This is a genomic window from Saccharopolyspora rectivirgula DSM 43747, from assembly GCF_000497205.1.
Taxonomy (GTDB): domain Bacteria; phylum Actinomycetota; class Actinomycetes; order Mycobacteriales; family Pseudonocardiaceae; genus Saccharopolyspora; species Saccharopolyspora rectivirgula.
Map to the genome: position 1 here is coordinate 33,478 of NZ_AYJW01000004.1, position 26,559 is coordinate 60,036.

The following is a 26,559-nucleotide window of genomic DNA, read 5'->3' on the forward strand; positions in this document are numbered from 1 at the left end:
GTGCCATCGGTCGAGTTGCGGGAGAGCGTGCCGGTCGCGGCTGCTCCGGAGACGGTGTGGGCCGTGGCCACGGACTGGCCCCGGCAGCGGGAGTGGATGCTCGGCACCGAGGTGCGGGTGCTCAGCGGCGGTGGGGGGCTCGGGACCCAGCTGCTCGCGTTCACCGGGCTGGGCGGGGTCGGGTTCGTCGACACCATGGAGATCACCGAGTTCCAGCCGCCCCGCTCCGTCCGCGTCCGGCACACCGGGCAGCTGGTGTCCGGCGAGGGCGGTTTCGACATCGTCCGGGTCGGCAACGCGGCCGCGCTCTTCGTCTGGTGGGAGCGGTTCCGGCTGCCGCGCGGCGGGACCGCGGTGTGGCCGGCTGTCCGCCCGGCGTTGAGCTGGGGGTTGCGCCGATCGCTGCGCGCGTTCGCCGAACTGTGCAGGAGGGAAGAAGGGCGTGGCTGATCCCGGGGGAGCCGTGATCGGCCCGGACGGCCGGGGTCGCTGCCCGTGGGGCGCTGGTCCACCGGACTACCGCGAGTACCACGACGCCGAGTGGGGCGTGCCGCTGCACGGCGACCGGGAGCTCTACGAGCGGATCGTCCTGGAGTCCTTCCAGTCGGGACTGTCCTGGTTGACGATCTTGCGGAAGCGGCCGGCCTTCCGCCGCGCCTTCTGCGATTTCGATCCCGAGCGGGTGGCCTCGTTCGGCGAGGCCGACCGGCAGCGACTGCTCGCCGACCGGGGGATCGTGCGCAACCGGGCCAAGATCGACGCGGCGATCCGCAACGCGCGCGCCGTGCTGGAGCTCGACCGGCCGCTCGACGCCCTGCTGTGGTCGTTCACTCCGGACAGCCGTCCGCGGCGCCCCCGCACCTCGGCCGAAATCCCGGCGAGCACCCGGGAATCGACTGCGATGGCCGAGGAGCTGAAGCGCCGCGGCTTCGTGTTCGTCGGGCCGACCACGTGCTACGCGCTGATGCAGGCGACCGGCATGGTCGACGACCACCTGGCCGACTGCTGGCGGGCCACCGGGTGACGACGTCGTGGCTCAGTGGCCGGTGAAGCGCGGGGTGCGCTTCTCGACGAAGGCCTGCACGGCTTCCCGGTGGTCGGTGGTCTGCCCGGCTTCGGCCTGGGCCCCCGCCTCGACCGCGAGCGCTTCGGCGAGCCCTTCGGCGGCCGCGGCCAGCATGGTCTCCTTGATCCGGGCGTAGGCGCTGGTCGGTCCCACGGCCATCCGGGAGGCCAGTTCGCTGGCGGCCTCGACCGCCTGCCCGGCGGGCACCACGCGGTTGACCATGCCGATGCGCAACGCCTCCTGGGCGTCCACCGGCTCGGCGAGCAGCATCATCTCCATCGCCCGGCCGTACCCGATCAACCGGGGCAGGGTCCACGACGCACCCGAGTCGGCCGACAGCGCCACGTTGGCGAAGGCCATCAGGAACTTGGCGTTGTCCGAGGCGATCCGGAGATCGCAGGCGAACGCCAGGGACGCCCCGGCGCCGGCGGCCGTGCCGTTGACCGCGGCGATCACCGGCTTGGGCATGCTCGTCACGGTCTTGATCAGCGGGTTGTAGTGCTCCTCGACCGTCTTCAGCGGCGTGGGGTCGTTCGCCTCCAGCATGGCCACGTGCTCTTTGAGGTCTTGGCCGGCGCAGAAGGCCTTGCCCGCTCCGGTGATCACCACTGCCCGGACCGAATCGTCCGCGGCGGCCTGGCGCAGGGCCTCGAGCAACCGCTCCTTCAACTCCACGGTGAGGGCGTTGAACGAGTCCGGGCGGTTCAGCGTGAGCAGCCGCACACCGTTGTTGTCTTCGCTGAGTAATACGTCGGTCACTGGTCGCTCCTCGCTTCGGAGTCAGGTGCCTGTAGCGCGATCGGATGATCGCTCACAGTGGACGCCCTGGCGCAGTGGCCATGCGGTCCCGAGTAGACACGTTGTTGCTGGTAGCGGCGTTGTCCCTGGGTGCGGCCGCAGTCAGCGCGCCGGGTGAGGGGACCTCCGCCCGGCCCGTTCCGGTCCGGGTGCTGCGCTGCGCCGAAACAGTCCGCATGTCGGGGAGTCTGCCAGCACTCGGCAGCATTCGACCAGCGCACAGCGACACGAGTTGATCGGTTCGGTTTCGTCAGGGCCACGGGATGAGGGACAATAGGGGGTAGACCCGAGCTGGTTGTGGCGACCAGTGGGGCAAGAGTTCACGGAGGGAGCACGCTATGGCGGCCATGAAGCCCCGGACCGGTGACGGTCCCCTCGAGGTGACTAAGGAGGGACGCGGCGTTGTGATGCGTGTCCCGCTCGAGGGCGGCGGGCGGCTCGTCGTGGAAATGTCGGTCGAGGAGGCTAAGAACCTGGGCGACGCCCTGCAGTCGGCCACCGACTGAGGCCGCTGACCGGTGACCGGGGTATCTGGCGTACCGGTGCCAGTGCGACAACTCGACATGGCCAGCGGCACTGGAGGACGGATGTCCGCTGCCGCGCGGCTGGCCCCGGCGTTTCGACGTCGGGGTCGTTGTCGGCGTACATGATCTGACAGGGACCCGCTAGCCCAGCAGGAAGGTCGTTTCGTGTCCAGTGGTTCTGTGTTCCGTTCCGCCCGCTCAGCCCACGGGACGGACCCGGCACTGCCGGTGATTCCAACGTCACTGCCCGAAATGGACGTTGTCGGGAAGTGGCGTGACGGAGTGCCCGGAGCTGTCGCCGTCTTCGAAGGCGAGTCCGGGCCCGATCTGGCGGCTGCCGCGGAGCGGTTCGGTGTGGACATTCCGGTGCTGGAGGCGGTGGAAGCATCGGCTTCGCCCGGAGCGGTCCGCGGTGTTCCACTGCCGAACGGCCGGTTCGGTTGGGTCGTGGGTGTTGGTTCCGGTAGGCCGGACCAGTGGCGAACCGCTGGTGCTGCCCTGGCTCGCGCGGTCCACGAACGCCTCGGTGACAGCGACGACGGTGAAACCGAGTTCGGTGACCTCGGGGAAGCTCCCGAATGGGACTACCTGCAGGTCCAGCTGCCCGCTGAGGCGAGCTCAGGTTTGGTTTCCTCGCTGACGCTAGGACTGGCGCTTGGCGGTTACCGGTTCCGGGTGACCGCCAAGCCGGTCCCGCCCCGATTGCGGAAGGTCCTGCTGGTTCCCGCCTCGGAGGGGGCGGAGGACGAGTTGCGGGAGCAGGTCCGCCTCTCCCGGGAGTGGGCGGCCGCCACCGCGCTCGCCCGCGACCTGGCCAACGCCCCGTCGAACGTCAAGGACCCGGCCTGGTTGGCCGGTACCGCCGCGGAACTGGCCGGTTCCGTTCCGGGGCTCAAGGCCACGGTGCGCAACGAGAAGTGGTTGGCCGAGCACGGGTTCGGCGGGATCCTCGCGGTCGGTGGCGGGTCTTCCCGGCCCCCTGCCCTGCTGGAGCTCAGCTACCAGCCGGAGAACGCCGAGGGCCCGCACCTGGTGCTGGTCGGGAAGGGCATCACCTTCGACACCGGCGGCATATCGCTGAAGCCGGCCGACGGCATGCACCTGATGCGCACCGACATGTCCGGTGGGGCCGCGGTGATCGGTGCTCTGCTGTCGATCGCCCGGCTGGAACTCCCGATCCGGGTGACCGGTCTGGTGCCGTGCGCGGAGAACCACGTCTCCGGCAGCGCGTACCGTCCCGGTGACGTGGTCCGCCACTACGGCGGCAAGACCACCGAGGTGGCCAACACCGACGCCGAGGGGCGGATGGTGCTGGCCGACGCCCTGGCCTACGCGGCGGAGGAGTTCAACCCCGACGTGCTCGTCGACGTGGCCACGTTGACCGGGGCGATGAAGGTGGCCCTCGGACTGCGCACCGGCGGGGTGTTCGCCTCCGAGTCCGACCTGGCCGACCGGCTGTGCCGGGCGGGCGAGCAGGTCGGCGAGGCGTGGTGGCGGATGCCGCTGCTGGAGGACCACGTCGAGGACGTCAAGGGCGAACTCGCCGACCTCAAGCAGGCGCCGCCCGGCCCCGGTGGCGTGACCGCCGCCCTGTTCCTGCGGGAGTTCACCGGTGGCCTGCCGTGGGCGCACCTGGACATCGCCGGTCCGGCCCGGGCGGAGAAGAACTACGCCGAAGTCGTCGCCGGTGGCACGGGCTTCGCCGCCCGCAGCCTGGTGGCCCTGGCGGCCGGTTTGGTCGACTGAGGACTCGCGGCCCGCCGCACCCGGCGGCGTGCTGCGTCACATGCCTGCTGGGCCACAACCGCGTTGGCGATGTATTTAGCTTTGCTTACGGTTGGCTGGTGTACCCGGTCAGCAAAGCTCGCGTCCGCAGGATCCGGCTCGCTCTGCTGCTAGGGGCGCTCGCCCTGTTCGCGCTGCTGTACGCGCCGCAGCCGGTGCTGCCGCAGCTTGCTGACAGCTTCGCCCTCAGCCCCGCGACCGCCGCGCTGCTGGTCTCGGCCGCCACCTTGGGGCTCGCCGTGTCCGCGATCCCGCTCGGCACCCTCTCCCAAGCCGTCGGCCGCCGCCGAGTCATGGTCACTTCCCTGCTGGCCGCCGAAGTCCTCGGCCTCGTCCTGCCGTGGGTCGGCTACTTCCCGCTGATGGTGGGGCTTCGCCTCCTGCAAGGAGCGGCGGTGGCCGGGGTGGCCGCGGTCGCAGGCGCTTACCTGGTCGAGGAGACCGGGGGCGAGCACATGGGGACCACCATGGGGCTCTACGTGGCCGGCACCACCATCGGCGGGATGACCGGCCGGCTGCTGGGCGGCATCGCCGGGGACTTCTTCGGCTGGACCGGGGGAGTGCAGGCGGTGTCCCTGCTCGGCGCGGTCTGCACGGCCCTGTTCGTGATCCTCCTGCCCGCGGAGCGCAACCACCAGCGCCAGGAGCTCAGCTGGCGGCCACTGCTGGGCGGGCTGCGCACCGCGCTCAGCGACCCGGTGCTCTACGCCCCCTACCTGGTGGCGGCGCTGGGCATGGGCTCGTTCGTGACCGTGTACAACGTGCTGAGCTTCCGGTTGAGCGCCCCGCCGCTGCTGGTGCCGCCGGCGTTGGCGGCGCTGGCCTTCCTCGCCTACGCGGCCGGGACCGTCACCTCGGCCATCGGTGGGAGGGCCGCCGACCGCTGGGGCCGCACCCGGGTGCTGCTCACCGGAATCGCGATCAGCGCGGTCGGGCTGTGCGCGATGCTGCCGGACGACCTGGTGTCGATCCTCGTCGGCCTGGTGGTGTTCACCGGCGGGTTCTTCGCCGCCCACTCGGTGGCCAGCGGCTGGGTCGGGGCGCGGGCCACGGCCTCCTCCCGCGGTCAGGCGACCGCGCTCTACCAGTTCGCCTACTACGGCGGCAGCAGCGCCGGCGGGCTGGTGGGCAGCGCGGCGTTCGGCGCGTGGGGTTGGCCGGGCATGACGGCGCTGCTGTGCTGCTGGCTCGCGATGGCGGCGTTCGGGGTGTGGCTGGCCCGGCACGCCGCGGCCGAGCGGTCACCGGAGGCGGAGGAGGCTCAGGTCGCGTCCGGGTCGTAGGGAGGCCGTTCGCCGGGGGCAAGCGGCCGCTGCTCCGGCGGCTTGCTCCGCTGGGGCGCGGCTGAACTGCTGGAGTCGTCCTCCAACAGGTGCTTGCGGACCGCGGTGCGGGGGTTGAAGTTGCGGATCTCCTGCAGGTCTTCCAGCGGCTTGCGCAGGTCCTCGAAATCCGGGCCGAGTTCGGAGCGGATCTGTTCCCGAGCCCCGGTCACGTACTCCTTGATCTGCCGGATCGTGCGGCCCAACCAGGCGGCCCCCTCCGGCAGGCGTTCCGGACCGAGGACGAACAAGCCGACGACCGCGAGGACGAGTATCTCCGCCCAGCCGATGTTTTCGAACACCTCGACCTCCGAGTCCTCGCCGGCAATGAGGCAGCGGCCGACTGCCTCCACCAGGGTACCGGCCGGGTGAGCGGGACCAGAGCGGGAACAGCTCACGCCGTCCCGCCCGCTCCCGCGGCTACTGGAGCGTGACGTCCAGCACCAGTTCGCGTCCTTGCCGCACCAGCGTGACCGGGACGCGCTCGCCCACCCGGTGCCGGTCCACGGCGACGATCAGCTCGTCGGCGCTGCGCACCTGGCGGTCGCCGACCTTGATGATCACGTCGCCTTCCGCGATCCCGGCCTTCGCCGCCGCGCTGCCGTCCCGCACGTTCTGCACCTGGGCGCCGTCGGAGAGCCCGTCGGTCACCGACTTGGCGTTGACCCCCAGGTCCGCGTGCCGCACCTGACCGGTGCGGATGAGCTCTTCCGCTATCCGGCGCACGTCGTCGATCGGGATCGCGAACCCCAGGCCGATCGAACCGCCCTCGCCCTCGGCTCCGAGGGTGCGGATGGCGCTGTTGATGCCGATCACCGCGCCGGTGGAGTCCACGAGGGCACCACCGGAGTTGCCGGGGTTGATCGCCGCGTCGGTCTGGATCGCGTCGATGACCGCGTTGGTGTCGGTGCCCTGCCCGGCCAGCCGCACCGGCCGGTGCACGGAACTGACGATCCCGGTGGTGACCGTGCTGGCCAGGCCGAGCGGGGAACCGATGGCGATCACTTCGTCGCCCACCGACAAGCTGTCGGAGTCCCCAAGCTGCGCCACGGTGGGGTTGGCGACCTCGACCTTCAGCACCGCCAGGTCGGTCTTCGGGTCGCGCCCGACGATGCGGGCAGGTGCCCTGGTTCCGTCGTGGAAGACGGTGAAGACTTCCGCGTTCGGGGTGTCGGCGGCCATGGAGACCACGTGGTTGTTGGTGACCACGTAGCCGTTGCCGTCGATGACCACCCCCGACCCGGTGCCGCCCTGCGCGCCGATGCGGACCTCCACCGACACCACGGCGGGCACCACGCGCTGCGCGACCGCCGCCGCGTTGGTCTGCGGACGGTTCGGGTTCGGCTCCACCTCGGCCAACGTCACATTGGGGTTGACCAGCGGGTTGCCCTCCTCGGCGGTGATCCGGCCGAGGAACCCTCCCGCCGCGCCGATCAGCAGCGCGACCGCGCCCAGGGCAGCCAGCGCCCGCGGGTGAACCCGCCGGCCGAACAACACTTCCCGGGCGCTCAGCAACGGACCCCGCTCGGCGGGCTCGGCGTCCTCGGTCCGGTCTTCGGAGTAGAACGGCGGGCCGAGCACAGCTGGTGCCGCCGGATCCCGCCACGGGTCGGTTTCGTCGCCGTCCAGCAGGACCGGCTCAGCGGCGGGGCTGTTCTCGGGAGGGCGTTCACCGGGCGCTCGCTGCAGCGTTTCGGTGCTGCCGGGAGGTCGGCTGAAGGCTTGCGCGAGCGCTTCGGGAGGTGGTGGGGCGCTCTCGGCGTTGCGGGGGAGTTGGACGTGGTTGGCGGGGCGGGCGAAACTGCCGCTCACACCGCTCGGGCGGCTGAACACCGCTTCTTGCGCCGGGTCCACCGCGGGCCGCTGGATCGGCTTCGGAGCCAGCCGGGGCGGCTCCTGGTCGGTGGCGTGGGAAGCGGCCGGCACGCCCTTGCCGGACGCTTGACGCTGCCACGGATGCACGACGTCATCACCGGACGCGGCCGGTCCTCGGCGTCCGTTCGGTTCGCGGCCCAGTGCGGGCTCTTCTGGTTCCTGGCTCATCGCTCCCCGGGCAAGCGGTCGAACTCGTCACCTTGAGTGGATCACACGACCGGTGCGCTCGCGTCACCGGCGTGGAGTCCGGCTGCCCTCAATCCTGCCCGGTGGCCGGTGAAGTCCGTGTGGGAACCGCGTGCTGCGATCAAGGGGTTGTCGGGACCGGAGCTCCCGGGGCCGGCAGCGAGCTCGACGCGGTCACCGGAGCCTCCGTGGAGGGAGTGGCTTCCGGCGGCGCGGAGGTGCCGGTCGAGGCGGGCAGCACCGTGTTGTTCGGCGGCCCGGCCGGACGCGGGGCGACCGGGGCGTCGTCCTTGTCCCCGGCGGGCAGGTTGATGAACGCCAACGCCCCCAGCACCAGGCCGGAGAACACCACACCCGCACCCTGCCTGGTGCGTCGGGTGAAGTGCCGGGACCCCCGCTGCGTCCGGCGGGGGCTACCGGAAAAAGGGGCGGAGCTGCCAAGCGGCTGCTGGCCGCCCCCCAGCGGGGTGCTCGACCCCAGCGTCGGACCGCTGCCGAAGACCGGGCGGTCGGTGCGGTTGATCGTCACCAGTTGGCCGTCTTCGGTGAAGGCCAGGCCGTCGGGCTGGCCGGGCAGTTCAGCGGTGGTCGGAATCGCCTGCAGGGCTTGCAGCAGGCGAGGCGAGATGGACGGGGTTTCCGCCGCCCGGACCGCGGCCCGGGCCTGGCGCTGCGCGGCGGCGTCCGCCGCGCACGCGGGGCAACGGGCAAGATGAGCAGCTGCGCGATCGTGCGCGTTCGGACTGAGCTCTCCGTCGACGAAAGCTACGATCGCATCCAGCGCGAGGTGCTGCTCAGGCAGCCGCCACCCACGCAGAACCGTCATTCGCTGAACCTCCTGGCGTGCTTCCGACGCGTTTCCAACGCTGCCTTGAGCATCTGGCGACCGCGGTGAATTCGGCTGCGCACAGTGCCCAGCTTCACCCCCAGTGTGGCACCGATTTCTTCGTACGACAGGCCCTCCACGTCGCAGAGCACCACCGCTGCCCGGAATTCCGGGGGCAGCTCGTCCAGCGCTGCCTGCAGATCCGGGTCCAAGTGGGTGTCGTGGTAGACCTGCTCGGGGCTCGGGCCTCCGCCCGGCAACCGGTCGGTGTCCTCGGGAAGGCCTTCCATCCGCAGCCGGGCCCGCCGGCGTGCCATGTCCAGGAAGAGGTTCGTGGTGATGCGGTGCAGCCAGCCCTCGAACGTTCCGGGTTTGTAGGAGGCCAAGGACCGGAAGACGCGGATGAAGGTCTCCTGGGTGAGGTCCTCGGCGTCGTGCTGGTTGCCGGTCAACCGGTACGCCAGCCGGTAGACCCGGTCGGCGTGCTGTCGAACCACCTCGTCCCACGTCGGCGGAGTCCAGCCGACGTGTTCGGGGGACGGAGCGGTGGTCTGCTGTGTGTTCGGCGCCACACTAGCTGGCTTGTCTGCCATTGGGCGAAAAGGCACCTCCTGGTCGGTTGCACTGGTGAAACGTCCGCGGTGCCGCGTGAGTTCCGGTGCTTCCGGTGATCGCGCTGACGTTATTCGTTTTCACCTTCAATGTCGCTCACGGACGTGAGGCCGTTATGAAATGCAGCTGAGAACTAGCTGAGAATCCGGCGGCCCCCGGCTGGCGGGCGCGGGAAACGGCCCTCTAACGATGTGGACTTGCTGCTTCCGCCCTCGCCGGGCCCCACTAGCCTTTTCCGCTGTGATACCTGAGACATCGGTGGGTGCTGGCCCGGTAGGTCGGGACGATACGCCAGATGCTGCGGGCGGGGAAGCCCCCGTGGGGTCGTCCCCGCTGCACGCGCTCCGCTTCCTGGCAGCCGCCGCGCAGGCGAAAGCGGTTGTCGAGATCGGCACCGGAACCGGGGAAGCAGCTCGGTGGCTGTTGGCCGGAATGGCCGAGGACGGGGTGCTGACCTCGATCGACGTGGACCCGGCAGTGCAGAGCGCCGCTCGGGAGCAGTTCGCCCAGGCGGGGATACCGCCCGCGCGGACGCGGCTGATCACCGGAGTGGCCGCGGAGATCCTCCCGCGGTTGACCGAAGGCGGCTACGACCTGGTGTCGGTGACCGCGACCGCGGACTGCGCCCAGTACCTGGAGCCGGGGCTCCGGCTGCTGCGGCCCGGCGGTGTCATCGTCTTCACCGGGGTGAGCGGACCGCACCTCACCCCGGCGCTGCAGGAGGTGCACCGGGCGGTGGCCGCGGACGAGAACCTGGTCCCGGCGCACCTGCCCGTCGGGCCCGGCCTGCTCGCCGCCGTCAAGCGGGGCGAAGCCGAATAGGCCGGGCGCAACACCTCGTCAGGCCGGCGAGACCGACAGCAGCTTGCCGGCCAGCCCGCGAGCGCGGGTGGACAGCTTCTTGGCGATGTCGTTGAGCACGGCTGCGGCCGGTGCTTCCGGGTCCTCCAGCACCAGCGGCTCTCCGCGGTCGCCGCACTCCCGCAGCCGCGGGTCGAGCGGGACCTGGCCGAGCAGCGGCACCTCGGTGCCCATCGACCTGGACAGCGATTCGGCCACGAGCTGCCCGCCGCCGGAGCCGAAGACCTCCATCCGCTGGCCGTCGGGCAGTTCCATCCAGGACATGTTCTCCACCACGCCGGCCAGGCGCTGGCGGGTCTGCATGGCGATGGCGCCGGCCCGCTCGGCGACCTCGGCGGCCGCCTGCTGCGGCGTGGTGACCACCAGGATCTCGGCGTTCGGGATCAGCTGCGCGGTGGAGATGGCCACGTCACCGGTGCCCGGGGGCAGGTCCAGGAGCAGGACGTCCAGGTCGCCCCAGAAGACGTCGGCGAGGAACTGCTGGAGGGCTCGGTGCAGCATGGGACCGCGCCACACCACCGGGGTGTTGCCCGGGGTGAACATGCCGATGGAGATGACCTTCACCCCGTGCGCCTGCGGCGGCATGATCATCTTCTCGACCTGGGTGGGCTTGCCCTGCGCACCCAGCATCCTGGGCACGGAGTGGCCGTAGATGTCGGCGTCGACGACGCCGACCGACAGGCCGCGCTTGGCCATCGCGGCGGCGAGGTTGACGGTCACGCTGGACTTGCCGACACCGCCCTTGCCGGAGGCCACGCAGTAGACCCGGGTCATCGAGCCCGGTTCGGCGAACGGGATGCGCGGCTCCTCAGCGCCTCCGCGGAGCTTCTTGCGGAGTTCAGTGCGCTGCTCGTCGCTCATCACGTCGAGTTCGACGTCCACCGAGCGGACGCCGTCGACGGCCTCCACCGCGGCCTTGACCCGTTGGGTGATCGTCTCCCGCATCGGGCAGCCCTGGACGGTGAGGTACACCCCGACCGATACGTCACCGCTGTCACCGATGGACACGTCCTTGACCATGCCCAGTTCGGTGATCGGTTTGTGGATCTCGGGGTCCTGGACTTGGCTGAGCGCCTTGCGGACCGCCTCTTCGGTGGGCGTGGACTGCGTACTGGTCACGGCTAGCTGACACCGACCTTTCTGCGGATGCGCTGCAATCCCCATGCTACGGGCTGGTAACCGGCGTCCCGTGGTGCGGGACCGCTGGTGCGCCACTACGACACCTCGGGGACGCCACTGCTCCAGATGGGTGTGCGCAACGACATAGGGGCTCTGTGCAATCAGTCGATTGCGTTCCGTAATAATCGTGATCGTGACTGCGACGGGCGCTGGCCGATTACCGACTCGGAGTGAGTTGCAGGCATACCGGAGCTTCCTGCGCGCGTATGCCCACGTCACCCGCTGCCTGGAAGGGGAGCTGGTAGCCAAGCAGAAATTGACCTTGCCCGCGTTCGACGTGCTGGAAGCGCTCTCGGAAGCGCCGGGCAAGCGGATGCGGATGGCCGAACTGGCCGAGGTCGTGCTGCTGTCCCGCTCGGGGATGACCAGGTTGATAGAGCGGCTGGAACGATTGGGCCTGGTGCGCCGGGAACGGGACGACTCGGACGGCCGCGGTGTGCAAGCGGTGCTCACCGAAAGCGGTGAACGACGGCTCAACATGGCGGCGGCCACGCACCGGAACGGAGTCGCCCGGTACTTCCTCTCGGCGGCCGAAGGGGAGCTCGACTCGCTGATGCGGACGTGCCAGCGGCTGGCCGCCCGCGGCGAGTAGCGGTTGCTCCTGCCGGCCGGCAGGGGAGCTCCGCTGCTCGGGTGCGGCGGGCGAGTTCCTCCCCAGCTACTCGGCCAGCTCTTCCGCGTTCCTGCGGTGCTGGGGAGCGGTCTTCTCCGACACCTCTTCCCGCAGCCGGTCGAGTTCGGCGCGCAGGAAGTCGCGGGTGGTCACCTCGCCGATGGCCAGCCGCAGCGCGGCGAGCTCGCGCGCCAGGTAGTCGGTGTCGGCCTTGGTCTGCTCAGCCCGCATCCGGTCCTCTTGCAGCGCTACTCGGTCCCGGTCGTCCTGCCGGTTCTGGGCCAGCAGGATCAGCGGGGCGGCGTAGGAGGCCTGCGTGGAGAAGGCGAGGTTGAGCAGGATGAACGGGTACGGGTCCCAGGCGTAGCTGGCCGCCACCAGGTTGATGGTGATCCAGGAGGCGACGAACACCGTCATCCAGAACAGGAACTTGCCGGTCCCCAAGAAGCGGGCGATCCGCTCGGAGATCTGGCCGAACAGCTCGGGGTCGTAGGACAGCCGGACGCGTCCCGGCTGCGGTTGGTCGAGGCGGCGACTGGTGAGCAGTTCAGGCATCGTTGCTCTCCCCTCTGGCTACTGCTTCTCTGGCTCCGGCAGTCCGCTCTCCCGCCAGTTCTCCGGGAGCAGGTGGTCGAGCACGTCGTCCACGGTCACCGCGCCGATCAGGTGCTCTTGTTCGTCGAGCACCGGCCCGCAGACCAGGTTGTAGGCGGCGAAGTACCGGGCCACCTCGGTCAGCGGGGCGTCCGGGGACAGGCTGGCCAGATCGGTGTCCAGCACCGCGGCCACCAAAGTGGACGGAGGCTCGCGGAGCAACCGCTGGATGTGGACGCAGCCCAGGTAGTGTCCGGTCGGGGTGGAAGTCGGCGGTCGGCAGACGAAGACCAGACTGGACAGCGCCACCGGCAGATCGGGCTTGCGGACGTGGGCCAGGGCTTCGGCGATCGTGGTGTCCGGGGTCAACACCACGGGTTCGGGCGTCATCAATCCCCCGGCGGTGTCCGACGAGTACTCCAGGAGCCGCTTGACCGGGGCGGACTCCTCCGGGGCCATCAGCCCCAGCAGCACTTCCTTGTCCGCTTCGGACAACTCGGCGAGCAGGTCGGCGGCGTCGTCGGGGTTCATCGCCTCGAGCAGTCCGGCCGCCCGCTCCTCGCCCAGGTACGACAGCAGGTCCTTCTGGTCGTCCCCGGGGAGCTCCTCGACGACATCGGCCAGCCGTTCGTTGTCGAGCGCCTCGGCCACCTCGTAGCGGCGCTTGCTGGGAAGCTCGTGCAGCGCGCTCGCCACGTCGGCCGGTCGCATGCTCTCGAACAGGGCGAGCAGGGTGCTCACCCCCTGGGGTTGGTTCCGCAGCTCGGCGAACCCCAAGCCCTCCAACTGGTCCCAGTCCAGCACTTGGGTGGGGCCTTTGCGGCCGAGCCGACCGGTGCGCTCCCGCACCGCGAGCTTGGTGACCTGCCAGTCCCGGGTTCGGGTTTGCTCGATGGCCACGTCCACGATCACGGCCGGTGTCCCGGTGCTGGCGATGGTCACCTTGGCGTCCAGCATCTGGCCGATCAGCAGCAGTTCGTTCGGTCGCAGCTGGAACTGGCGCACGTTGAGCGACCCGGTGGCCAGGGTGACCGCGCTCGGCTCGATCCGCGCCACCCGCAGCATCGGCACGAAGATCCGCCGCCTGGTGGGCAGCTCCATGACCAGGCCGACGGCGCGCGGGGGTTGTCGGCCGATGCTGAGCCTGGTGACGACGTCCCGCACCCGGCCGATCGACTCGCCGTCCGGGCCGAAAACCGTCAAGCCGGCGAGCCGGGCGACGAACACCCTGGTCGTGGCTGCCACGCGGTCAGGCTAAGGAGTTCCCGGCCAATCCGCCGTTCGAGCGGCCGGGTGTGCGCCCGGGCACTTGGCGGCTCCCGCACCCACCGTTCGTGGTACACACGCATCCACGGACCGGAGCTCGAGGAGGAGATTGTGGACGGTCAACGCGCCCGGCGCAGCTGTCTAGCCGTACCTGGTTCCAGTGCGAAGATGATCGACAAGGCCCGCACCCTGCCGGCCGACCAGTTCTTCCTCGACCTGGAGGACGCGGTGTCCCCGCTGGCCAAGGACGAGGCCCGGCAGCAGGTGGTGGCCGCCCTGGACGAAGGGGGCTGGTCCGGCAAGGTTCGTTCCGTCCGGGTGAACTCGCTGGACACCGAGTGGACCTACCGCGACGTGATCACCGTGGTGGAAGGCGCCGGCGCGGAGCTGGACACGATCATCCTGCCGAAGGTCAGCAGCCCCGACCACGTGCGCTGGCTCGACCTGACCCTCACCCAGGTCGAACGGGCCAACGGGTTGGACGTGGGCCGCATCGGCATCGAACCCCAGATCGAAGACGCCAGCGGGTTGATGAACGTCGACGCCATCGCCGGCGCCTCACCCCGGGTGGAGGCGCTGATCTACGGCCCCGCCGATTTCATGGCCTCGATCAACATGCGTTCCCTCGTGGTGGGCCACCAGCCGCCCGGCTACGACGTCGGCGACGCCTACCACTACGTGCTGATGCGGATCCTCATCGCCGCCCGGGCGCACGGGGTGCAGGCGATCGACGGCCCGTACCTGCAGATCAAGGACGTGGACGGGCTGCGGCAGGTCGGCGGCCGCTCCGCCGCGCTGGGGTTCGACGGGAAGTGGGTGCTGCACCCGGCGCAGATCGACGCGGTCAACGAGCTGTTCTCGCCCCGGCAGGAGGACTACGACCACGCCGAGAACATCCTCGACGCCTACGAGTGGTACACCTCGGCCGAAGGCGGCAAGCGGGGCGCCGCGATGCTCGGGGACGAGATGATCGACGAGGCCTCCCGCAAAATGGCGCTGGTGATCGCCAACAAGGGGCGGGCTGCCGGCATGACCCGCACCAGCCGCTGGACGCCCCCGCAGCAGTGAGCGCCGCCGGCTGACCGCGCGGCTCCCCGGACTGCGGCGAACCGGTGGATCCGACCGGTCAGCCGGTGTTCCGTCACCGGTTCCAGGCCCGCCCGCCCCTCCGAAGCGGTAGCTTCCGGAGGTGGATCACGCAGGCGACCACGAGGGGCGGACTGGCTGGTGACCTTCGCCGAGCAGCAGGAAGACACCCGGGAACTGCGGCTGGCGCTGGCCCTGCGCGGCGGCGCGAGCATGGCGGTGTGGATCGGTGGGGCGGTCTGCGAAGTGGACCGCTTGCGGCGAGCGACCGGCAGCACGGCCGACCAGGACTCGGTGTGGGCCGGGTTGGCGCGGTTGGCCGGCTACGACTCGGTCGCGATCGACGTGCTCGCCGGTGCTTCTGCGGGCGGGTTGAACGCCGCCCTGTTGACGGCGTCGTTGGTCTACGGCCAGTCGTTCGAGCGCACTCGTCGGATGTGGGTGCGCCTGGCCGACATCGAGGCCATGGCCCGCAAGACCCCCGCGTTCTGGCAGCCCCGGCCGGATTCGCTGCTGGAGGGCGACGACTACTTCCGCCGGGAGCTGGTCGAAGTGCTGGCCGAGGGCGGATCCGGGCCCGGCGGCGCTCCCGGTCGGGTGGACCTGCTGCTGACCGCCACCTTGCTGGATCCCGCGGTGGTGCGGTACTTCGACGGCCGGGACGACCCGGTGCTGGAGCGGCGCCGTCGAGCCATGTTCAGGTTCCGGCACCTCGGCCGCCCGGGAGACCCGCTGTCCGACTTCGGGACCGGGGAGCAGTTCCAGGAGAGCGTGCTGCGGTTGGCGCACGCCGCCCGCACCACGTCGTCCTACCCGTTCGCCTTCGAGCCCGCCCAGGTGCACTCGGCCCCGGGCAAGCCGCCCGCGGGCGAGCCGAACATGCTCGGCTTCTTCTCCGAATCCTCGGCTTCGCCGCAAGCCGTTCCGTTCCGGGTGGTCGACGGCGGGGTGCTGGACAACATCCCGGTGACCGCCGCGGTCAAAGCGATCGCGGAGGCCCCCGCCGACCGCCCGACCGATCGCTTGCTGCTGTACCTGAACCCGGACCCGGCCGTTTCGCGCGGCCAACGGCCAGCGGGGTGGTCGATCCCGGTCGCCGCAGCCGCGGTGCGGGCCCGGTTCAGCCGGGAGTCCCTGCTGACCGACATCAAGGCGTTGGACGAGCACAACCGGGCCGCCGAACGCGCCCAGCTGCGCCGGCAGGCGATCTTCGCCCCGGTGCACTCCGCCGATCCCGGTCACCGGGCCGCGGTGCTGGCCGAGCAGGCTCGCGCTGCCGCGGTGGAGAACTCCCGGGTGCGCGCCGAGCTGGACGCGCAGGCGGTGCACCGGCTGCTCACCGAGCCGGCCGGGGCGGAGGACGGCACGCTCCTCCCACCGGTGGCTGGGGATCCGCTGCACGGCTGGTCCGCCGCGGCCCGGTCGCGCCTGCCGGAACGATTGGCCCGGGTGCTGACCGAGGCGGCCGACCCGGAGCTGTTCGGGGACGTCCACGGGCTGCGCGCCGCGGTGCACGAATGCCTCGGCTGGGTCTGGGACATCGAGCGGTCCGCTGTGGATCCCGGGCTGGGCAGCTGCAAAGCCGCGCTGTACCGGCTGCGGGTGCTGGCCGAGGTGCTGGAGAGCCACGCCGACCGGTACTGGGTGACCGGCGCCCAGACCGAGCCGATCGTGGACGTCGGGGAGCTGGACGGCTGGATCCAGCGGATGCTGCACCGGCGCCGCCGGCTGCAGCACCACCTGCCGTCCCCGGTCGGGCCGTTGCTCGGCGCGGTGTTGCAAGCCGTGGAGACCGGGACGGACTTCCAGCGGGAGCTGGCGGACTTCTCCCGCGAACTGCTGTCCATCGTGGAGTCGTGCGGGGCGGACGCCGATCCGGCCGCTCCCGGGGTGGACGCGGTGGCGGCCGCGTGGCAGGTGCTGGAGAGGATCGCCGACCGGTTGGCCGGGGCAGCGCCGCGGCGCACGCGGGAGCCGGACGTGCTGCAGGTCGGCTACGCGGTGCTGGAGGACAGCGAGCGGCGGGGCGAGGTGCTCCGGCAACTGGTGACCATCACCGCTCCGCTGAACAGCGTGCGGGAACCGGCGAGCCGGATCAACTTCTTGCGGATCGTCAGCGATCAGCCGTGCGCTCTCCCGTTCCGCGCGCTGCGCCGGGGCGCGGACGCGCCGCTGCGGGTCGCCGACCGGGTGCGGGGCACCGATCTGGGGCACTTCGGGGCTTTCCTGTCCGCCAAGTGGCGGGCCAACGACTGGATGTGGGGTCGGCTGGACGCGGCGGCCGGGCTCGTCGAACTGCTCACCGACCCGGTTCGCTGGGCCCGCCGCCACCGCAGTGCCGAGCAGTTGAGCGACGCGCTCGAGCAGCTGGTCCGCACCCCGGGGCAGGAGGAGCTGACCTGGTTGGGCGGGGATTCCGCGCAGTGGCGGGCTTTCCTGTCGGAGCTGTGGTCCCGGCACGCCGGGGAGGTCCGCGAGGAGTTGGCGGCCCTGTTCGCCGATCCCGACGGGCACCACCCCCTGACCGGGACCCGCCGGATGTTGACCGAGCGGGTGCAGTGGTTGATCGCCGCGGAGGAGATCCCGTTCATCGCCACCGTGGCGGCCGGGGCGGATCCGACGGGCGGTGGGGCACCGGAGCCGATGGGGCCGGACCGGCTGACCGAGTCGGTGGAGGAGTACGACGTGGGCCGGCAGCGGCTGAGGTCGTTGCCGGAGCGCCGACGCCTGTCCGCGATCACTCGATTGGGTGTGCTCGCGCATCGCGTGGTGCGACCGGAAGGCGGCGGGGTGGCCGGCTGGGCGGCGCGGTTCGCCATCACCGCGCTCAAACCGCTGTGGCTGCTGGTGCTCTTCGTGCTGGCCGCCCCGAAACGGGCTGCGCTGCTGGGCTGGTTGGGCGCTGGCGCGGTGGCGTTCACCGGCCCGGGAGTGGTGGGTGAGCCCGGAATCGCGCTGCTGCCCGCGGATTCCGCCTCGGGCGTCTTGCCCGGCACAGGTGCGCCGGAGGGGGCGTTCGCCGTGCTCGACCGGTCCGGGAGCGCCTTCGGCGGTGCCTGGATCGCGCTGCTGGTGGCCGCGGCGTGCGCGATGTGGTTGGGCGTCCAGCTCGGCAGCGCGTCCGAGCGCGGGGCGGCCAAGTGGTTCCCCGCCGTTGCGGTGGCGGTGCTCGTCCTCGGTGGCGGGCACTGGGCCCTCCAGAGCACCGAACCGCGGTTGGGGCCGCTCGGGCTGGTGCTGGTCGCGGGAGCGCTCACCTGGCCCGCGCTGGCCGCGTTCCGGCCGCTCGCACGGGTCGGCGGAGTGCTGGTGACGCTGCTGGCGTTCGGGGTATGCCTGTGGCTGTCCAGGTTCGGCACGGACAGCGGGAGCTGGGTCCTCGCCGGAACGGTGGTGGCTGCTTGCGGCCAGGCGCTCTGGTTGAGCTCGATCGACCCCTTCGCCCCGCGGCCACGCGGCACCGCCGGAGAACCGACCGAACGGGCCCCGGAGGGGGAGAGCGGAGTTGATCTCGTCGGAAGCGCGACGGGGTAGCCTTGGGACGAAGGGGGACAATACGACAAGCTCGCCGCTGGTCGTCCGGTCCCGGCCCAGGCAAGAGCGCAGACGGAGGTGTCTACGGTGTCCAGTCCGTTCCCGGGTTCTGGCCGGCCGACGCCGGGCACACCCAGCCTTCCCACGCCGCCGAGCGGCTGGCCGATTGGCTCCTACAGCACCTACGAAGAGGCACAGCGGGCTGTCGACTACCTGACCGAACAGGACTTCCCGGTCCAAGAAGTGACCATCGTCGGAGTCGATCTGATGTTGGTGGAGCGGGTGACCGGGCGGTTGACCTGGGGGCGGGTGCTGGGCGGTGGCGCTGCATCCGGTGCGTGGTTCGGTCTTTTCGTGGGCCTGATCATGGCCATGTTCACCACGGAGGGCACGTGGTTCGGTCCGGTGCTGGTCGGTTTGGGCACCGGTGTGGTGTTCGGCCTCGTGTTCGCCGCCGTGGGCTACGCCTCGACGCGCGGCCGGCGGGACTTCTCCTCGGCCAGCCAGTTGGTGGCCGGCCGCTACGACGTGCTGGCCAATCCGCGCTACGCCGAACAAGGACGTGATCTGCTGGCCAAACTGGCCATGCGGCCGCCGTCGGCGGATTCGTGAGCTCGTTCTGCTGACCGCCGCCCGGTGTTCCGCCGGGCGGTGATCTTTTTGCGCGGTTTGACGCTGTTTCACGGGTCTGCAACAAGCAGCACACTGACCTTGCCCCGCCCGAATCCGGCGGCTTAGTTTTCGAACACCGGCTCGACGCCGGTGGTGGCGTGCGATGGCGCACGGGCCTCCGACCCGGTCATCGCATGCTGCCGGGACGGGAGGGACAGACCGTGGGAGTTCACCGCACTCGATTAGCAGCGCTGTGCGCATCACTGGTGTGCGCGTCCGCGCTGACCGCGTGCGCGCCCGCCGCGGACGCGAAGACCGTGAACTTTTACTACGCCCCGGAAGAGAACCTGCAGCAGGTGATCGACCGCTGCAACGAACAAGCCGATGGGCGTTATCGCATCGTCTACCACAAGCTCCCCCGGGACGCCGACGGCCAGCGGGAGCAGATGGTCCGCCGGCTGGCCGCGGGGGACACGGGGATGGACGTCCTGGGCCTGGACGTGACCTGGACCGGTGAGTTCGCCGAGGCGGGTTGGATCCGGGAGTGGACCGGCGAGCACAAGGCCGAGGCCGAGCGGGGCACGTTGCGCGGGCCGCTGGAGACGGCCACCTGGGATGGCAAGCTCTACGCGGCGCCGAAGAACACCAACGTGCAGCTGCTGTGGTACCGCGCCGACCTGGTGAGCGAACCGCCGCAGACCTGGGAGGAGATGATCTCCGAGGCCCAGCGGCTCAAGCGGGAGGGCAAGCCGCACTGGATCTCGTTCACCGGCGCCCAGTACGAAGGCCTGTACGTGCACTACAACACCCTCGTCGAATCCGCCGGCGGGCGGATCCTCTCCGAGGACGGCCGCCGCGCGGTGGTGGACGAAGGAGCGGTCCGGGCGCTGGAGGTGCTGCGGGACTTCGGCAACGCCGGGGTGACCAGTCCGGCGATGAACAACGCCAAAGAGGACGACGCCCGACTGGAGTTCCAGTCCGGACAGGCGGCTTTCCAGCTGAACTGGCCCTTCGTCTATCCGTCCATGCAGGAGAACAACCCCGAGCTGGCCGCCAAGGTGCGCTGGGCGCGACTGCCCTCGGTCGTTCCCGGCGAGCCCAGCAAGTCCACGATCGGCGGCTACAACCTGGCGATCAGCGAGTACTCGACCAAGCCGGAGCTGGCGTTCGAGGCGGCGCTGTGCATCCGCAGCCCGGAGAACCAGAAGTTCTCCGCGATCAACGACGGGGTGCCGCCGACGATCGAATCCGTGTATTCCGATCCGGACATGGACGCGGAATACCCGATGAAGGAAACGATCCTGGAAGCCCTCAAGGACCCCGGCGTGCGACCGGTGACTCCGGCGGCGCAGAACGTTTCCACCGTGTTGTCCAACGCGCTGTCCCCGGTCAGCGCCATCGACCCGCAGCGCACGGCTGAGCACCTGCGCCAGGAGCTGCAGGACGCGCTCGATTCCAAAGGGGTGATGCCGTGATGGCCGTGGTCCAGCGCGCTGCGGAGCGGTCGGAAGGAGCGCTCAGCGAGGCCAAGAAGGCCGAGCGCCGGCTCGGGTGGCTGCTGTGCGCTCCCGCGGCGCTGGTCATGCTGCTGGTCACCGGCTACCCGATCGGGTACGCCGTGTGGCTGTCCTTCCAGCGCTTCGACCTGAAGTACCCCGACGAGCGGGAGTTCGTCGGGCTGGACAACTACATCACCGTGCTCACCAACGAGTACTGGTGGTCCGCTTTCTGGGTCACCGCGCTGATCACGGTGATCTCGGTGGTGATCGAGTTCGTCCTGGGCATGGGACTGGCGTTGATCATGCACCGGGCCGTCGTCGGTCGCGGTCTGGTCCGCACGGTTTCGCTCATCCCGTACGGGATCGTCACCGTGGTGGCGGCGTTCAGCTGGCGCTACGCCTGGACCCCGGACACCGGCTACCTGGCCAACCTGGTCACCCCGGAGGGCGCGCCGCTCACCGAGCGGGCCAGCGCGCTGGCGATCGTCATCCTGGCCGAGGTGTGGAAGACCACGCCGTTCATGGCGCTGCTGCTGATGGCCGGCCTGGCCCAGGTGCCCGACGACCTGCTCAAGGCGGCGGCCATGGACGGGGCCAACGCGTGGCAGCGCTTCGTGAAGGTGATGTTGCCGGTGATGAAGCCGGCGATCCTGGTCGCGCTGCTGTTCCGCACCCTCGACGCGTTCCGCGTCTTCGACAGCATCGTCGTGCTCACCTCGGGGGCGCAGGACACCTCGTCCGTTTCGGTGCTGGCCTACAACAACCTCATCAAGGGGCTCAACTTGGGCATCGGCTCGACGATGTCGGTGCTGATCTTCCTGGCCGTTGCGGTCATCGCCTGGGTGTTCATCAAGCTCTTCGGCACCGCTGCGCCGGGCAGTGACAACGAGGGGAGGCGTTGATGGCCGACGCGAGCGCGGTCGTTACCCCCACGCGGAAGGCGAAGTGGACGCTGCTGAACATCATCGTCGTCGCCTACGCGCTGACTCCGGTGCTGTGGATCCTGTCGCTGTCGTTTAAGACGTCGCGGACGATCTCCGACGGCCACTTGATCCCCCGGGAGTGGACGCTGGAGAACTACCGGGCGATCTTCTCCACCACCGAGTTCACCCGCGCGCTGGTGAACTCGATCGGGATCGCCCTGATCGCCACGCTGATCGCGGTGGTCCTGGGCGCGATGGCCGCCTACGCGATCGCTCGCCTGGACTTCCCCGGCAAGCGGCTGCTGGTGGGAGCTTCCCTGCTGATCGCGATGTTCCCCCAGGTGTCCTTGGTGTCGCCGCTGTTCGAGATAGAACGCGTGCTCGGGCTGTTCGACACCTGGCCGGGGTTGATCCTGCCGTACATCACCTTCTCCCTGCCCTTGGCGATCTACACCTTGTCCGCTTTCTTCCGGGAAATACCGTGGGAGTTGGAGAAGGCGGCGAAGATGGACGGGGCCACGCCGTTCCAGGCGTTCTGGAAGGTGATCGCCCCGCTGGCCGCACCGGGCATGTTCACCACCGCGATCCTGGTGTTCATCTTCTGCTGGAACGACTTCCTGTTCGCCATTTCGCTGACCTCCACGGAGGCTTCGCGCACGGTCCCGGTCGCGCTGCAGTTCTTCACCGGTGACTCGCAGTTCGAGGACCCGACCGGGACGATTTCCGCGGCTGCGGTGGTGATCACCGTGCCGATCATCTTGTTCGTGCTGTTCTTTCAGCGGCGGATCGTGGCCGGACTGACTTCCGGCGCAGTGAAGGGGTAAGACGTGGCCGACATCGTCCTGGACAAGGTGACCAAGCGCTACCCGGGCGGGGTGGTCGCGGTCGACGAGCTGAACCTGGAAATCGCGGACGGCGAATTCCTCATCCTGGTCGGTCCTTCCGGGTGCGGGAAGTCCACCACGCTGAACATGATCGCTGGTCTGGAGGACATCTCCTCCGGGGAACTGCGCATCGGTGGCGAGCGGATGAACGAGCGCCAACCCAAGGACCGGGACATCGCGATGGTGTTCCAGTCCTACGCGCTCTACCCGCACATGACGGTGTTCGAGAACATGGCGTTCCCGCTTCGTCTGGCCAAAATGGACTCCGACGCGATACGGAGCAAGGTCACCGAAGCGGCGAAGATGCTCGACCTCTCCCAGCACCTGGAGCGCAAGCCCGCGCAGTTGTCCGGTGGGCAGCGCCAGCGGGTCGCCATGGGGCGGGCCATCGTCCGCAGCCCCAAGGCGTTCCTGATGGACGAACCGCTGTCCAATTTGGATGCAAAGCTGCGGGTGCAGATGCGCACCTCGGTGGCCAAGCTGCAGCGCCGGTTGGGGACCACCACCATCTACGTCACCCACGACCAGACCGAGGCGATGACGCTCGGAGACCGGATCGTGGTGATGCGCGGCGGGGTGGTGCAGCAGGTCGGCACCCCCAAGGAGTTGTACGAGCACCCGGTGAACCTGTTCGTCGCCGGTTTCATCGGCTCCCCGGCGATGAACTTCATCCCCGCCGAGGCCGCTGACGGGAAGCTGCTCACCGGGCTCGGCGAGGTTCCGCTCAACGACCGGATCCGTCGAGCGCTGGAGGCTGCGGACGCGCCGCGGACCCTGCTGATGGGGATCCGTCCCGAGCACTTCGAGGACGCCCAGGTCGTCGCCGACCCCGGCTCCGGCGTGACCTTCACGGAGAAGGTCGACGTGGTCGAAGAAATGGGCTCGGACAAGTACGCCTACTTCACCATCCAGCCCACCCAGGTGGGCAGCGAGGACCTGGCGGAGTTGGCCGCCGACAGCGGCAAATCGGAAGTCCCGACGGACGAGGGCCAGGTGGTGGCGCGGCTGGCCGCTGATTCAGCGGTGCGCAGCGGCGAGAACCTGACCGTCTGGTTCGACCCGAACCGGATACACCTGTTCGACCCGAAGACCGGGCGGACGGTGGTCTGATCCGCTGCGGGCAGGAGCCGGTGCCGGGGAGCACCAGCACGCGGAACGCGTCCGCCGGTTCTGCCTGGAACCGGCTTCTGCCCACAGTGGAGGTTGATCGAGATCGCTCAGATCTGGTTGGCGATCAACACGGAAACGGTGATGATCCAGCCGCTGATCAGCGCGAGCAGAACGGTGAGCTTGTTGATCACCAAGCGGGTCATGTGGCGCCTCCCCAGGAAAACGAAGATCTGCAGGGAAATTCGTTCCACGATGCGGCCCGCGACCAGTTGGGCGAAGACGCGGTGCAGCGCCTCAGGAAGTCGCGTTCCACATCGTGCTGGGTTTTCGCACCACCCAAGCGGTGTGCCGGAACAGCCGCTCAGCGATCTGTCGTCGGCTCACCGGGTTGCGTCTGATCCGATTGGTGAGAGGATGCTGCCGGATGCGCTCTCGACGCAGAACACCCTGCATGACAACCTCCTCACGGATCATCAGGTCACTTGCTCGCACGAAGCGGCGGTGACGGATCGAGAATCGGTTCCGGCCGAAGACGTGCCGGACGAGAAGTGGACCCAGTGGTGAGATCGTTTTTCGCTCCGGGTCCGTTACACCATCATAGCCACCTGTTCCGGCGGAAAATTTTGAACAGCACGATACAAGCGACGAGCATCACGACGAGGACCATCGGATAGCCGAACGCCCATTCCGTTTCCGGCATCAAATCGAAGTTCATGCCGTAGATGCCGGCGATCATCGTCGGGGTCGAGATGATCGCGACCCACGCCGAGATCTTGCGCATGTCGGTGTTCTGCTGGATCGTGATCTTGGCGAGGGTGGCGTCCACCAGCGTGGTGAGCAGCTCGTCGAAGGAGCCGACCATCTCCGACACCTTGGTCAGGTGGTCCTCGACGTTGCGGAAGTAGGAGCGCACCTCGTCGGCGATCATCGGGGTGTAGCCCTCGGCCAGCCGCTGCAGCGGTTTGGTCAGCGGCATCACGGCGCGCCGCAGCTCCATGACCTCCCGCTTCATCATGTAGATCTGCTCGGCGTCGATCCTGGTGCGCGGCTCGAAGACTTCCGCCTCGATCTCGTCGATGTCGTCCTGGATGGCCTCGGTGACGTCCAGGTAGCTGTCCACCACGTGGTCGGCGATGCCGTGCAGCACCGCCGAGGGGCCCAGGGCCAGCTGCTCCGGGTCGTCCTCCAGCTGGGTCCGCACCTCGGCCAAGCTCATGTGGTCCCCGTGCCGGACGGTGATGACGAAGTCCCGGCCGAGGAAGACCATGAGCTCCCCGGTGTCGACGATCTCGGCGCTGGCCGAGCGGGTGTCGCTCTCCAGGTACCGGACCGTCTTGAGCACCATGAACAGCGTGTTGTCGTAGCGCTCGAGCTTGGGGCGCTGGTGGGCGTGGACCGCGTCCTCCACCGCCAGCTCGTGCAGCCCGAAAGTTTCGGCGATGCCGTTGATCTGCTGTTCGTTGGGCTCGCGCAACCCGATCCAGACGAAACCGGTCCCGCGCCGCCGGACCTCTTCGATGGCCTCCTGGTGGTTCCAGGTGCCGGGGAGGCGGTGCCCGTCGACGTAAATAGCGCAATCGACGACGTAGTTCGCGATCGGTTCGGATCTGCGCGGAGCGGTGACCGGTTTTCGTCCGGTGCGATTGCGCAGGTTGATGGCGGGCAAAGCGGGCACGGCGACCTCCAAGTCCGGGGGTTGAGCGCTAGGCGGTCCTCTCATTGGTCGCGCATCCCCGGCCGGAGAAAGCCGCAGTGCGGTGGCTAGTGGATCGCCTTTCCGGCGGGGACGCGGTTGGTACTGCACGGCAGTGCGCTGTCGGCACTACTCCCCACGGTCCCTCACCTCCTTAGGCCACCACCGAGCCGGTGGACCCTGCTGGCCAGCAGACAACCATACCCTCCGCCCGTCGAAGAGTTCCAACTGGTGGACGGCGCATTGCCCACCCGGACGGGGAGCTGACGGAAAGGTGAATTCGAAGCTAACTTTGCATTAGCGTTTCCCGGCGACCGCGTCCGGGTATGGAGTTGTCAGCTGGTTGCCTACCGGTCGCGGGGAAGGCAGCCCCACGTTCGAAGTGTGTCGGCCAAACCGGTCGTCAGGGCGCCCCGTTCGGAAAAAGTGGTGAACGTCGCAGTGTCCGCCCAGATGGCTTCCACCGCGTCATCGCCCGGCAGGAGCTCCTGCTCATTGCTCCAACAGGAGTAATCGAGGATCACGTACGTCCCCTTGGGGGCGGGTCGGCAAATACGCCCGACAAGAGGGCCGACGATGACGGAGAGTCCCGTTTCTTCCTGGATTTCCCGTTGTACGGCCGCTTCGTCCGTTTCTCCGGGCTTTACTCGGCCACCCGGCAGTGACCACTTCCCCTTTTCGGGTTCGTGACCCCTTTTGACCAGCAGCAATCGGCCGAAAGGGTCGAAAACCACGGCCCCCACGCAACGAATGAGCGGTTCTTCCGGTTTCGTCATGACTACGGAGAGTAGTTTGATCGAGACATCTGGAAACGCTGCCCCAAGTGCGGTACAAAGCTGCCGTAACAGGGTGGAATGCGGTACAACGGATCAGCAGCGCCTGCTACTCACAGCATTTCGGACGGGGTGCGTCACAGTGAACATGAAGAAAATCCTCACCTGGCTGGGAATCGCTTTTGTCCTATTCTTCCTGATTACCGCTCCCACTCAAGCCAGTGATGTGGTGCAAGGCATTCTGGGGAGCCTGCGGATGGCTGCCGAATCCGTCATCACCTTCATGCAGAACCTCTTCTTGTAAGTAGTGCGATCCGCGGGAGGCCGGTGCCGTGTTCGCTCCGAGGGACCCAGACGAGTACCTGCTCGACAGCGAGCGTCGAGTGATCCGGGTGCGCAGACACTGGGCGTGTCTGATGTGGGAGCTCTTCGAGGCAGTGGGTCTGCTGCTCGGTGTGGTCATGGTGTCCTACCTCTTGCCCCCGGACAGCCAGCTGCTGCAGAACGTGCTCTGGTACGCCGGCCTGCTCGTGCTGGTGCGCTTCGCGTACCAAATCCTCGATTGGTACGTGGAGCGCATCGTGGTCACTGACAAGAGGTTCTTGATCGCCAAAGGCCTGTTCACCATCGACGTGGGCATGATGCCGGTCACCAAGGTCACCGACTTGACCTTCCACCGGCCGTTAATGGGGCGCGTCCTCGGCTACGGGACTTTGGTGCTGGAATCCGCTGGTCAGATCCAGGCGCTGAACCGGATCGAATACGTGCCGAACCCGGACGAGGTGGAAGACGCGATCTCGGAGCTGGTCTTCGGGGACAAGAAGGCCCAGCAGGACCGGTTCACCATGCTCAAGGCCCGCCGGGCGGCTCTCGGGCACCGCCGGGCCGTCAAGGCCAAGGCTTGATCCGGCGGGAACAGCCGCCTGACGAGCCGCCGG

The 26,559-nt window shown here is 69.2% G+C and carries 27 protein-coding genes; 17 read left to right on the top strand and 10 right to left on the bottom strand.

Annotated elements, in window-relative coordinates; genetic code table 11:
• Window positions 1-450 (top strand): SRPBCC family protein, encoded by a 450-nt coding sequence (locus SREC43747_RS0102015; RefSeq protein ID WP_029719490.1) that lies wholly within the window; start codon window positions 1-3, stop codon window positions 448-450.
• A complete protein-coding gene (locus SREC43747_RS0102020) occupies window positions 443-1,024 on the top strand; it encodes a DNA-3-methyladenine glycosylase I (RefSeq protein WP_029719491.1) in 582 nt (193 codons plus the stop codon). The genes SREC43747_RS0102015 and SREC43747_RS0102020 overlap by 8 nt, the downstream gene beginning before the upstream one ends.
• Window positions 1,025-1,036: 12 nt before the next feature.
• Here SREC43747_RS0102020 and SREC43747_RS0102025 read toward each other — a convergent pair whose 3' ends face one another.
• The gene (locus tag SREC43747_RS0102025; protein ID WP_029719492.1) at window positions 1,037-1,825 is read right to left on the bottom strand and encodes an enoyl-CoA hydratase; all 789 of its coding nucleotides are present in this window, start codon (window positions 1,823-1,825) and stop codon (window positions 1,037-1,039) included.
• A gap of 377 nt (window positions 1,826-2,202) precedes the next feature.
• On the opposite strand from SREC43747_RS0102025, the gene SREC43747_RS20450 reads away from it, so the two are divergent.
• The 3 genes from SREC43747_RS20450 (at window position 2,203) to SREC43747_RS0102040 (ending at window position 5,456) form a co-directional block, all read left to right on the top strand.
• Window positions 2,203-2,370 carry a DUF3117 domain-containing protein gene (locus SREC43747_RS20450; protein WP_081722382.1) on the top strand — a complete coding sequence of 56 codons (168 nt, stop codon included), beginning with the start codon at window positions 2,203-2,205 and terminating at the stop codon, window positions 2,368-2,370.
• 270 nt (window positions 2,371-2,640) lie between these two features.
• Window positions 2,641-4,134, top strand: coding sequence for a leucyl aminopeptidase family protein (locus SREC43747_RS0102035; RefSeq protein WP_152528288.1), 1,494 nt, complete (start codon window positions 2,641-2,643; stop codon window positions 4,132-4,134).
• Window positions 4,135-4,232: 98 nt separating this feature from the next.
• A complete protein-coding gene (locus SREC43747_RS0102040) occupies window positions 4,233-5,456 on the top strand; it encodes an MFS transporter (RefSeq protein WP_029719494.1) in 1,224 nt (407 codons plus the stop codon).
• Here the strand turns inward: SREC43747_RS0102040 and SREC43747_RS0102045 are convergent.
• The 4 genes from SREC43747_RS0102045 to sigE all read right to left on the bottom strand — a co-directional run bounded on the left by SREC43747_RS0102045 (window position 5,435) and on the right by sigE (window position 8,975).
• A complete protein-coding gene (locus tag SREC43747_RS0102045; protein ID WP_029719495.1) occupies window positions 5,435-5,797 on the bottom strand; it encodes a sec-independent translocase in 363 nt (120 codons plus the stop codon). The genes SREC43747_RS0102040 and SREC43747_RS0102045 overlap by 22 nt on opposite strands.
• Before the next feature lie 118 nt (window positions 5,798-5,915).
• Window positions 5,916-7,538: a trypsin-like peptidase domain-containing protein gene (locus tag SREC43747_RS0102050; RefSeq protein WP_037331176.1), complete on the bottom strand. Its 1,623-nt coding sequence runs from the start codon at window positions 7,536-7,538 to the stop codon at window positions 5,916-5,918.
• 139 nt (window positions 7,539-7,677) lie between these two features.
• A complete protein-coding gene (locus SREC43747_RS0102055) occupies window positions 7,678-8,382 on the bottom strand; it encodes a zf-HC2 domain-containing protein (RefSeq protein ID WP_029719497.1) in 705 nt (234 codons plus the stop codon).
• Window positions 8,379-8,975, bottom strand: a complete 597-nt coding sequence (gene sigE / locus SREC43747_RS0102060; RefSeq protein WP_029719498.1) for an RNA polymerase sigma factor SigE — start codon at window positions 8,973-8,975, stop codon at window positions 8,379-8,381. Before sigE ends, SREC43747_RS0102055 begins: the two co-directional genes overlap by 4 nt.
• 337 nt (window positions 8,976-9,312) lie before the next feature.
• Between sigE and SREC43747_RS0102065 the strand changes: the two genes are divergently transcribed.
• Window positions 9,313-9,816, top strand: coding sequence for an O-methyltransferase (locus SREC43747_RS0102065; protein ID WP_236622979.1), 504 nt, complete (start codon window positions 9,313-9,315; stop codon window positions 9,814-9,816).
• Window positions 9,817-9,834: 18 nt separating this feature from the next.
• Here SREC43747_RS0102065 and SREC43747_RS0102070 read toward each other — a convergent pair whose 3' ends face one another.
• Window positions 9,835-10,974 carry an Mrp/NBP35 family ATP-binding protein gene (locus SREC43747_RS0102070; protein ID WP_029719500.1) on the bottom strand — a complete coding sequence of 380 codons (1,140 nt, stop codon included), beginning with the start codon at window positions 10,972-10,974 and terminating at the stop codon, window positions 9,835-9,837.
• Window positions 10,975-11,209: 235 nt separating this feature from the next.
• Between SREC43747_RS0102070 and SREC43747_RS0102075 the strand changes: the two genes are divergently transcribed.
• Entirely contained in the window at window positions 11,210-11,626 is a 417-nt protein-coding gene (locus SREC43747_RS0102075) for a MarR family winged helix-turn-helix transcriptional regulator (protein WP_236622980.1), read from the top strand.
• Window positions 11,627-11,692: 66 nt separating this feature from the next.
• Here SREC43747_RS0102075 and SREC43747_RS0102080 read toward each other — a convergent pair whose 3' ends face one another.
• Together SREC43747_RS0102080 and SREC43747_RS0102085 are read right to left on the bottom strand one after the other, a co-directional pair.
• Window positions 11,693-12,202: a DUF1003 domain-containing protein gene (locus SREC43747_RS0102080; RefSeq protein WP_029719502.1), complete on the bottom strand. Its 510-nt coding sequence runs from the start codon at window positions 12,200-12,202 to the stop codon at window positions 11,693-11,695.
• A gap of 18 nt (window positions 12,203-12,220) precedes the next feature.
• The gene (locus tag SREC43747_RS0102085) at window positions 12,221-13,486 is read right to left on the bottom strand and encodes a magnesium transporter MgtE N-terminal domain-containing protein (RefSeq protein ID WP_029719503.1); all 1,266 of its coding nucleotides are present in this window, start codon (window positions 13,484-13,486) and stop codon (window positions 12,221-12,223) included.
• Window positions 13,487-13,618: 132 nt separating this feature from the next.
• Between SREC43747_RS0102085 and SREC43747_RS0102090 the strand changes: the two genes are divergently transcribed.
• The 8 genes from SREC43747_RS0102090 (at window position 13,619) to SREC43747_RS20900 (ending at window position 23,719) form a co-directional block, all read left to right on the top strand.
• Complete coding sequence (locus SREC43747_RS0102090; protein ID WP_408005226.1) at window positions 13,619-14,575, top strand: HpcH/HpaI aldolase/citrate lyase family protein; 957 nt, start codon at window positions 13,619-13,621, stop codon at window positions 14,573-14,575.
• A gap of 159 nt (window positions 14,576-14,734) precedes the next feature.
• Window positions 14,735-18,127 (top strand): patatin-like protein, encoded by a 3,393-nt coding sequence (locus SREC43747_RS0102095; RefSeq protein WP_037331180.1) that lies wholly within the window; start codon window positions 14,735-14,737, stop codon window positions 18,125-18,127.
• Between the two features lie 87 nt (window positions 18,128-18,214).
• Entirely contained in the window at window positions 18,215-18,739 is a 525-nt protein-coding gene (locus SREC43747_RS0102100) for a general stress protein (protein WP_029719506.1), read from the top strand.
• Between the two features lie 194 nt (window positions 18,740-18,933).
• Window positions 18,934-20,214: an ABC transporter substrate-binding protein gene (locus SREC43747_RS0102105; protein ID WP_162832376.1), complete on the top strand. Its 1,281-nt coding sequence runs from the start codon at window positions 18,934-18,936 to the stop codon at window positions 20,212-20,214.
• Window positions 20,214-21,140 carry a carbohydrate ABC transporter permease gene (locus tag SREC43747_RS0102110; RefSeq protein ID WP_029719508.1) on the top strand — a complete coding sequence of 309 codons (927 nt, stop codon included), beginning with the start codon at window positions 20,214-20,216 and terminating at the stop codon, window positions 21,138-21,140. Before SREC43747_RS0102105 ends, SREC43747_RS0102110 begins: the two co-directional genes overlap by 1 nt.
• On the top strand, window positions 21,140-21,985 hold the full coding sequence (locus SREC43747_RS0102115; RefSeq protein WP_029719509.1) for a carbohydrate ABC transporter permease: 846 nt from the start codon (window positions 21,140-21,142) through the stop codon (window positions 21,983-21,985). The genes SREC43747_RS0102110 and SREC43747_RS0102115 overlap by 1 nt, the downstream gene beginning before the upstream one ends.
• Window positions 21,986-21,988: 3 nt before the next feature.
• Entirely contained in the window at window positions 21,989-23,155 is a 1,167-nt protein-coding gene (locus SREC43747_RS0102120) for an ABC transporter ATP-binding protein (protein ID WP_029719510.1), read from the top strand.
• A 345-nt stretch (window positions 23,156-23,500) separates the two neighbouring features.
• Window positions 23,501-23,719 carry a hypothetical protein gene (locus SREC43747_RS20900; protein ID WP_152528291.1) on the top strand — a complete coding sequence of 73 codons (219 nt, stop codon included), beginning with the start codon at window positions 23,501-23,503 and terminating at the stop codon, window positions 23,717-23,719.
• Between the two features lie 31 nt (window positions 23,720-23,750).
• Here the strand turns inward: SREC43747_RS20900 and corA are convergent, their stop codons facing one another.
• Both corA and SREC43747_RS20455 read right to left on the bottom strand, forming a co-directional pair.
• Window positions 23,751-24,830, bottom strand: coding sequence for a magnesium/cobalt transporter CorA (gene corA / locus SREC43747_RS0102135; protein WP_029719511.1), 1,080 nt, complete (start codon window positions 24,828-24,830; stop codon window positions 23,751-23,753).
• A 365-nt stretch (window positions 24,831-25,195) separates the two neighbouring features.
• Window positions 25,196-25,624 carry an NUDIX hydrolase gene (locus SREC43747_RS20455; RefSeq protein ID WP_029719512.1) on the bottom strand — a complete coding sequence of 143 codons (429 nt, stop codon included), beginning with the start codon at window positions 25,622-25,624 and terminating at the stop codon, window positions 25,196-25,198.
• A 139-nt stretch (window positions 25,625-25,763) separates the two neighbouring features.
• Between SREC43747_RS20455 and SREC43747_RS21580 the strand changes: the two genes are divergently transcribed.
• Window positions 25,764-25,925: a hypothetical protein gene (locus SREC43747_RS21580; protein ID WP_162832377.1), complete on the top strand. Its 162-nt coding sequence runs from the start codon at window positions 25,764-25,766 to the stop codon at window positions 25,923-25,925.
• 28 nt (window positions 25,926-25,953) lie between these two features.
• Window positions 25,954-26,526, top strand: a complete 573-nt coding sequence (locus tag SREC43747_RS0102150) for a PH domain-containing protein (protein ID WP_029719513.1) — start codon at window positions 25,954-25,956, stop codon at window positions 26,524-26,526.
• The last annotated feature ends 33 nt before the right edge of the window (window positions 26,527-26,559 follow it).

Bases quoted from the DNA above. Each gene is read 5' to 3' on its own strand.
- SREC43747_RS20450 (WP_081722382.1), top strand. From the start codon at position 2,203: ATGGCGGCCATGAAGCCCCGGACCGGTGACGGTCCCCTCGAGGTGACT.
- SREC43747_RS0102035 (WP_152528288.1), top strand. From the start codon at position 2,641: ATGGACGTTGTCGGGAAGTGGCGTGACGGAGTGCCCGGAGCTGTCGCC.
- SREC43747_RS0102050 (WP_037331176.1), bottom strand. From the start codon at position 7,538: ATGAGCCAGGAACCAGAAGAGCCCGCACTGGGCCGCGAACCGAACGGA.
- SREC43747_RS0102055 (WP_029719497.1), bottom strand. From the start codon at position 8,382: ATGACGGTTCTGCGTGGGTGGCGGCTGCCTGAGCAGCACCTCGCGCTG.
- sigE (WP_029719498.1), bottom strand. From the start codon at position 8,975: ATGGCAGACAAGCCAGCTAGTGTGGCGCCGAACACACAGCAGACCACC.
- SREC43747_RS0102080 (WP_029719502.1), bottom strand. From the start codon at position 12,202: ATGCCTGAACTGCTCACCAGTCGCCGCCTCGACCAACCGCAGCCGGGA.
- SREC43747_RS0102105 (WP_162832376.1), top strand. From the start codon at position 18,934: ATGCTGCCGGGACGGGAGGGACAGACCGTGGGAGTTCACCGCACTCGA.
- SREC43747_RS0102110 (WP_029719508.1), top strand. From the start codon at position 20,214: ATGGCCGTGGTCCAGCGCGCTGCGGAGCGGTCGGAAGGAGCGCTCAGC.
- SREC43747_RS0102115 (WP_029719509.1), top strand. From the start codon at position 21,140: ATGGCCGACGCGAGCGCGGTCGTTACCCCCACGCGGAAGGCGAAGTGG.
- SREC43747_RS20455 (WP_029719512.1), bottom strand. From the start codon at position 25,624: ATGACGAAACCGGAAGAACCGCTCATTCGTTGCGTGGGGGCCGTGGTT.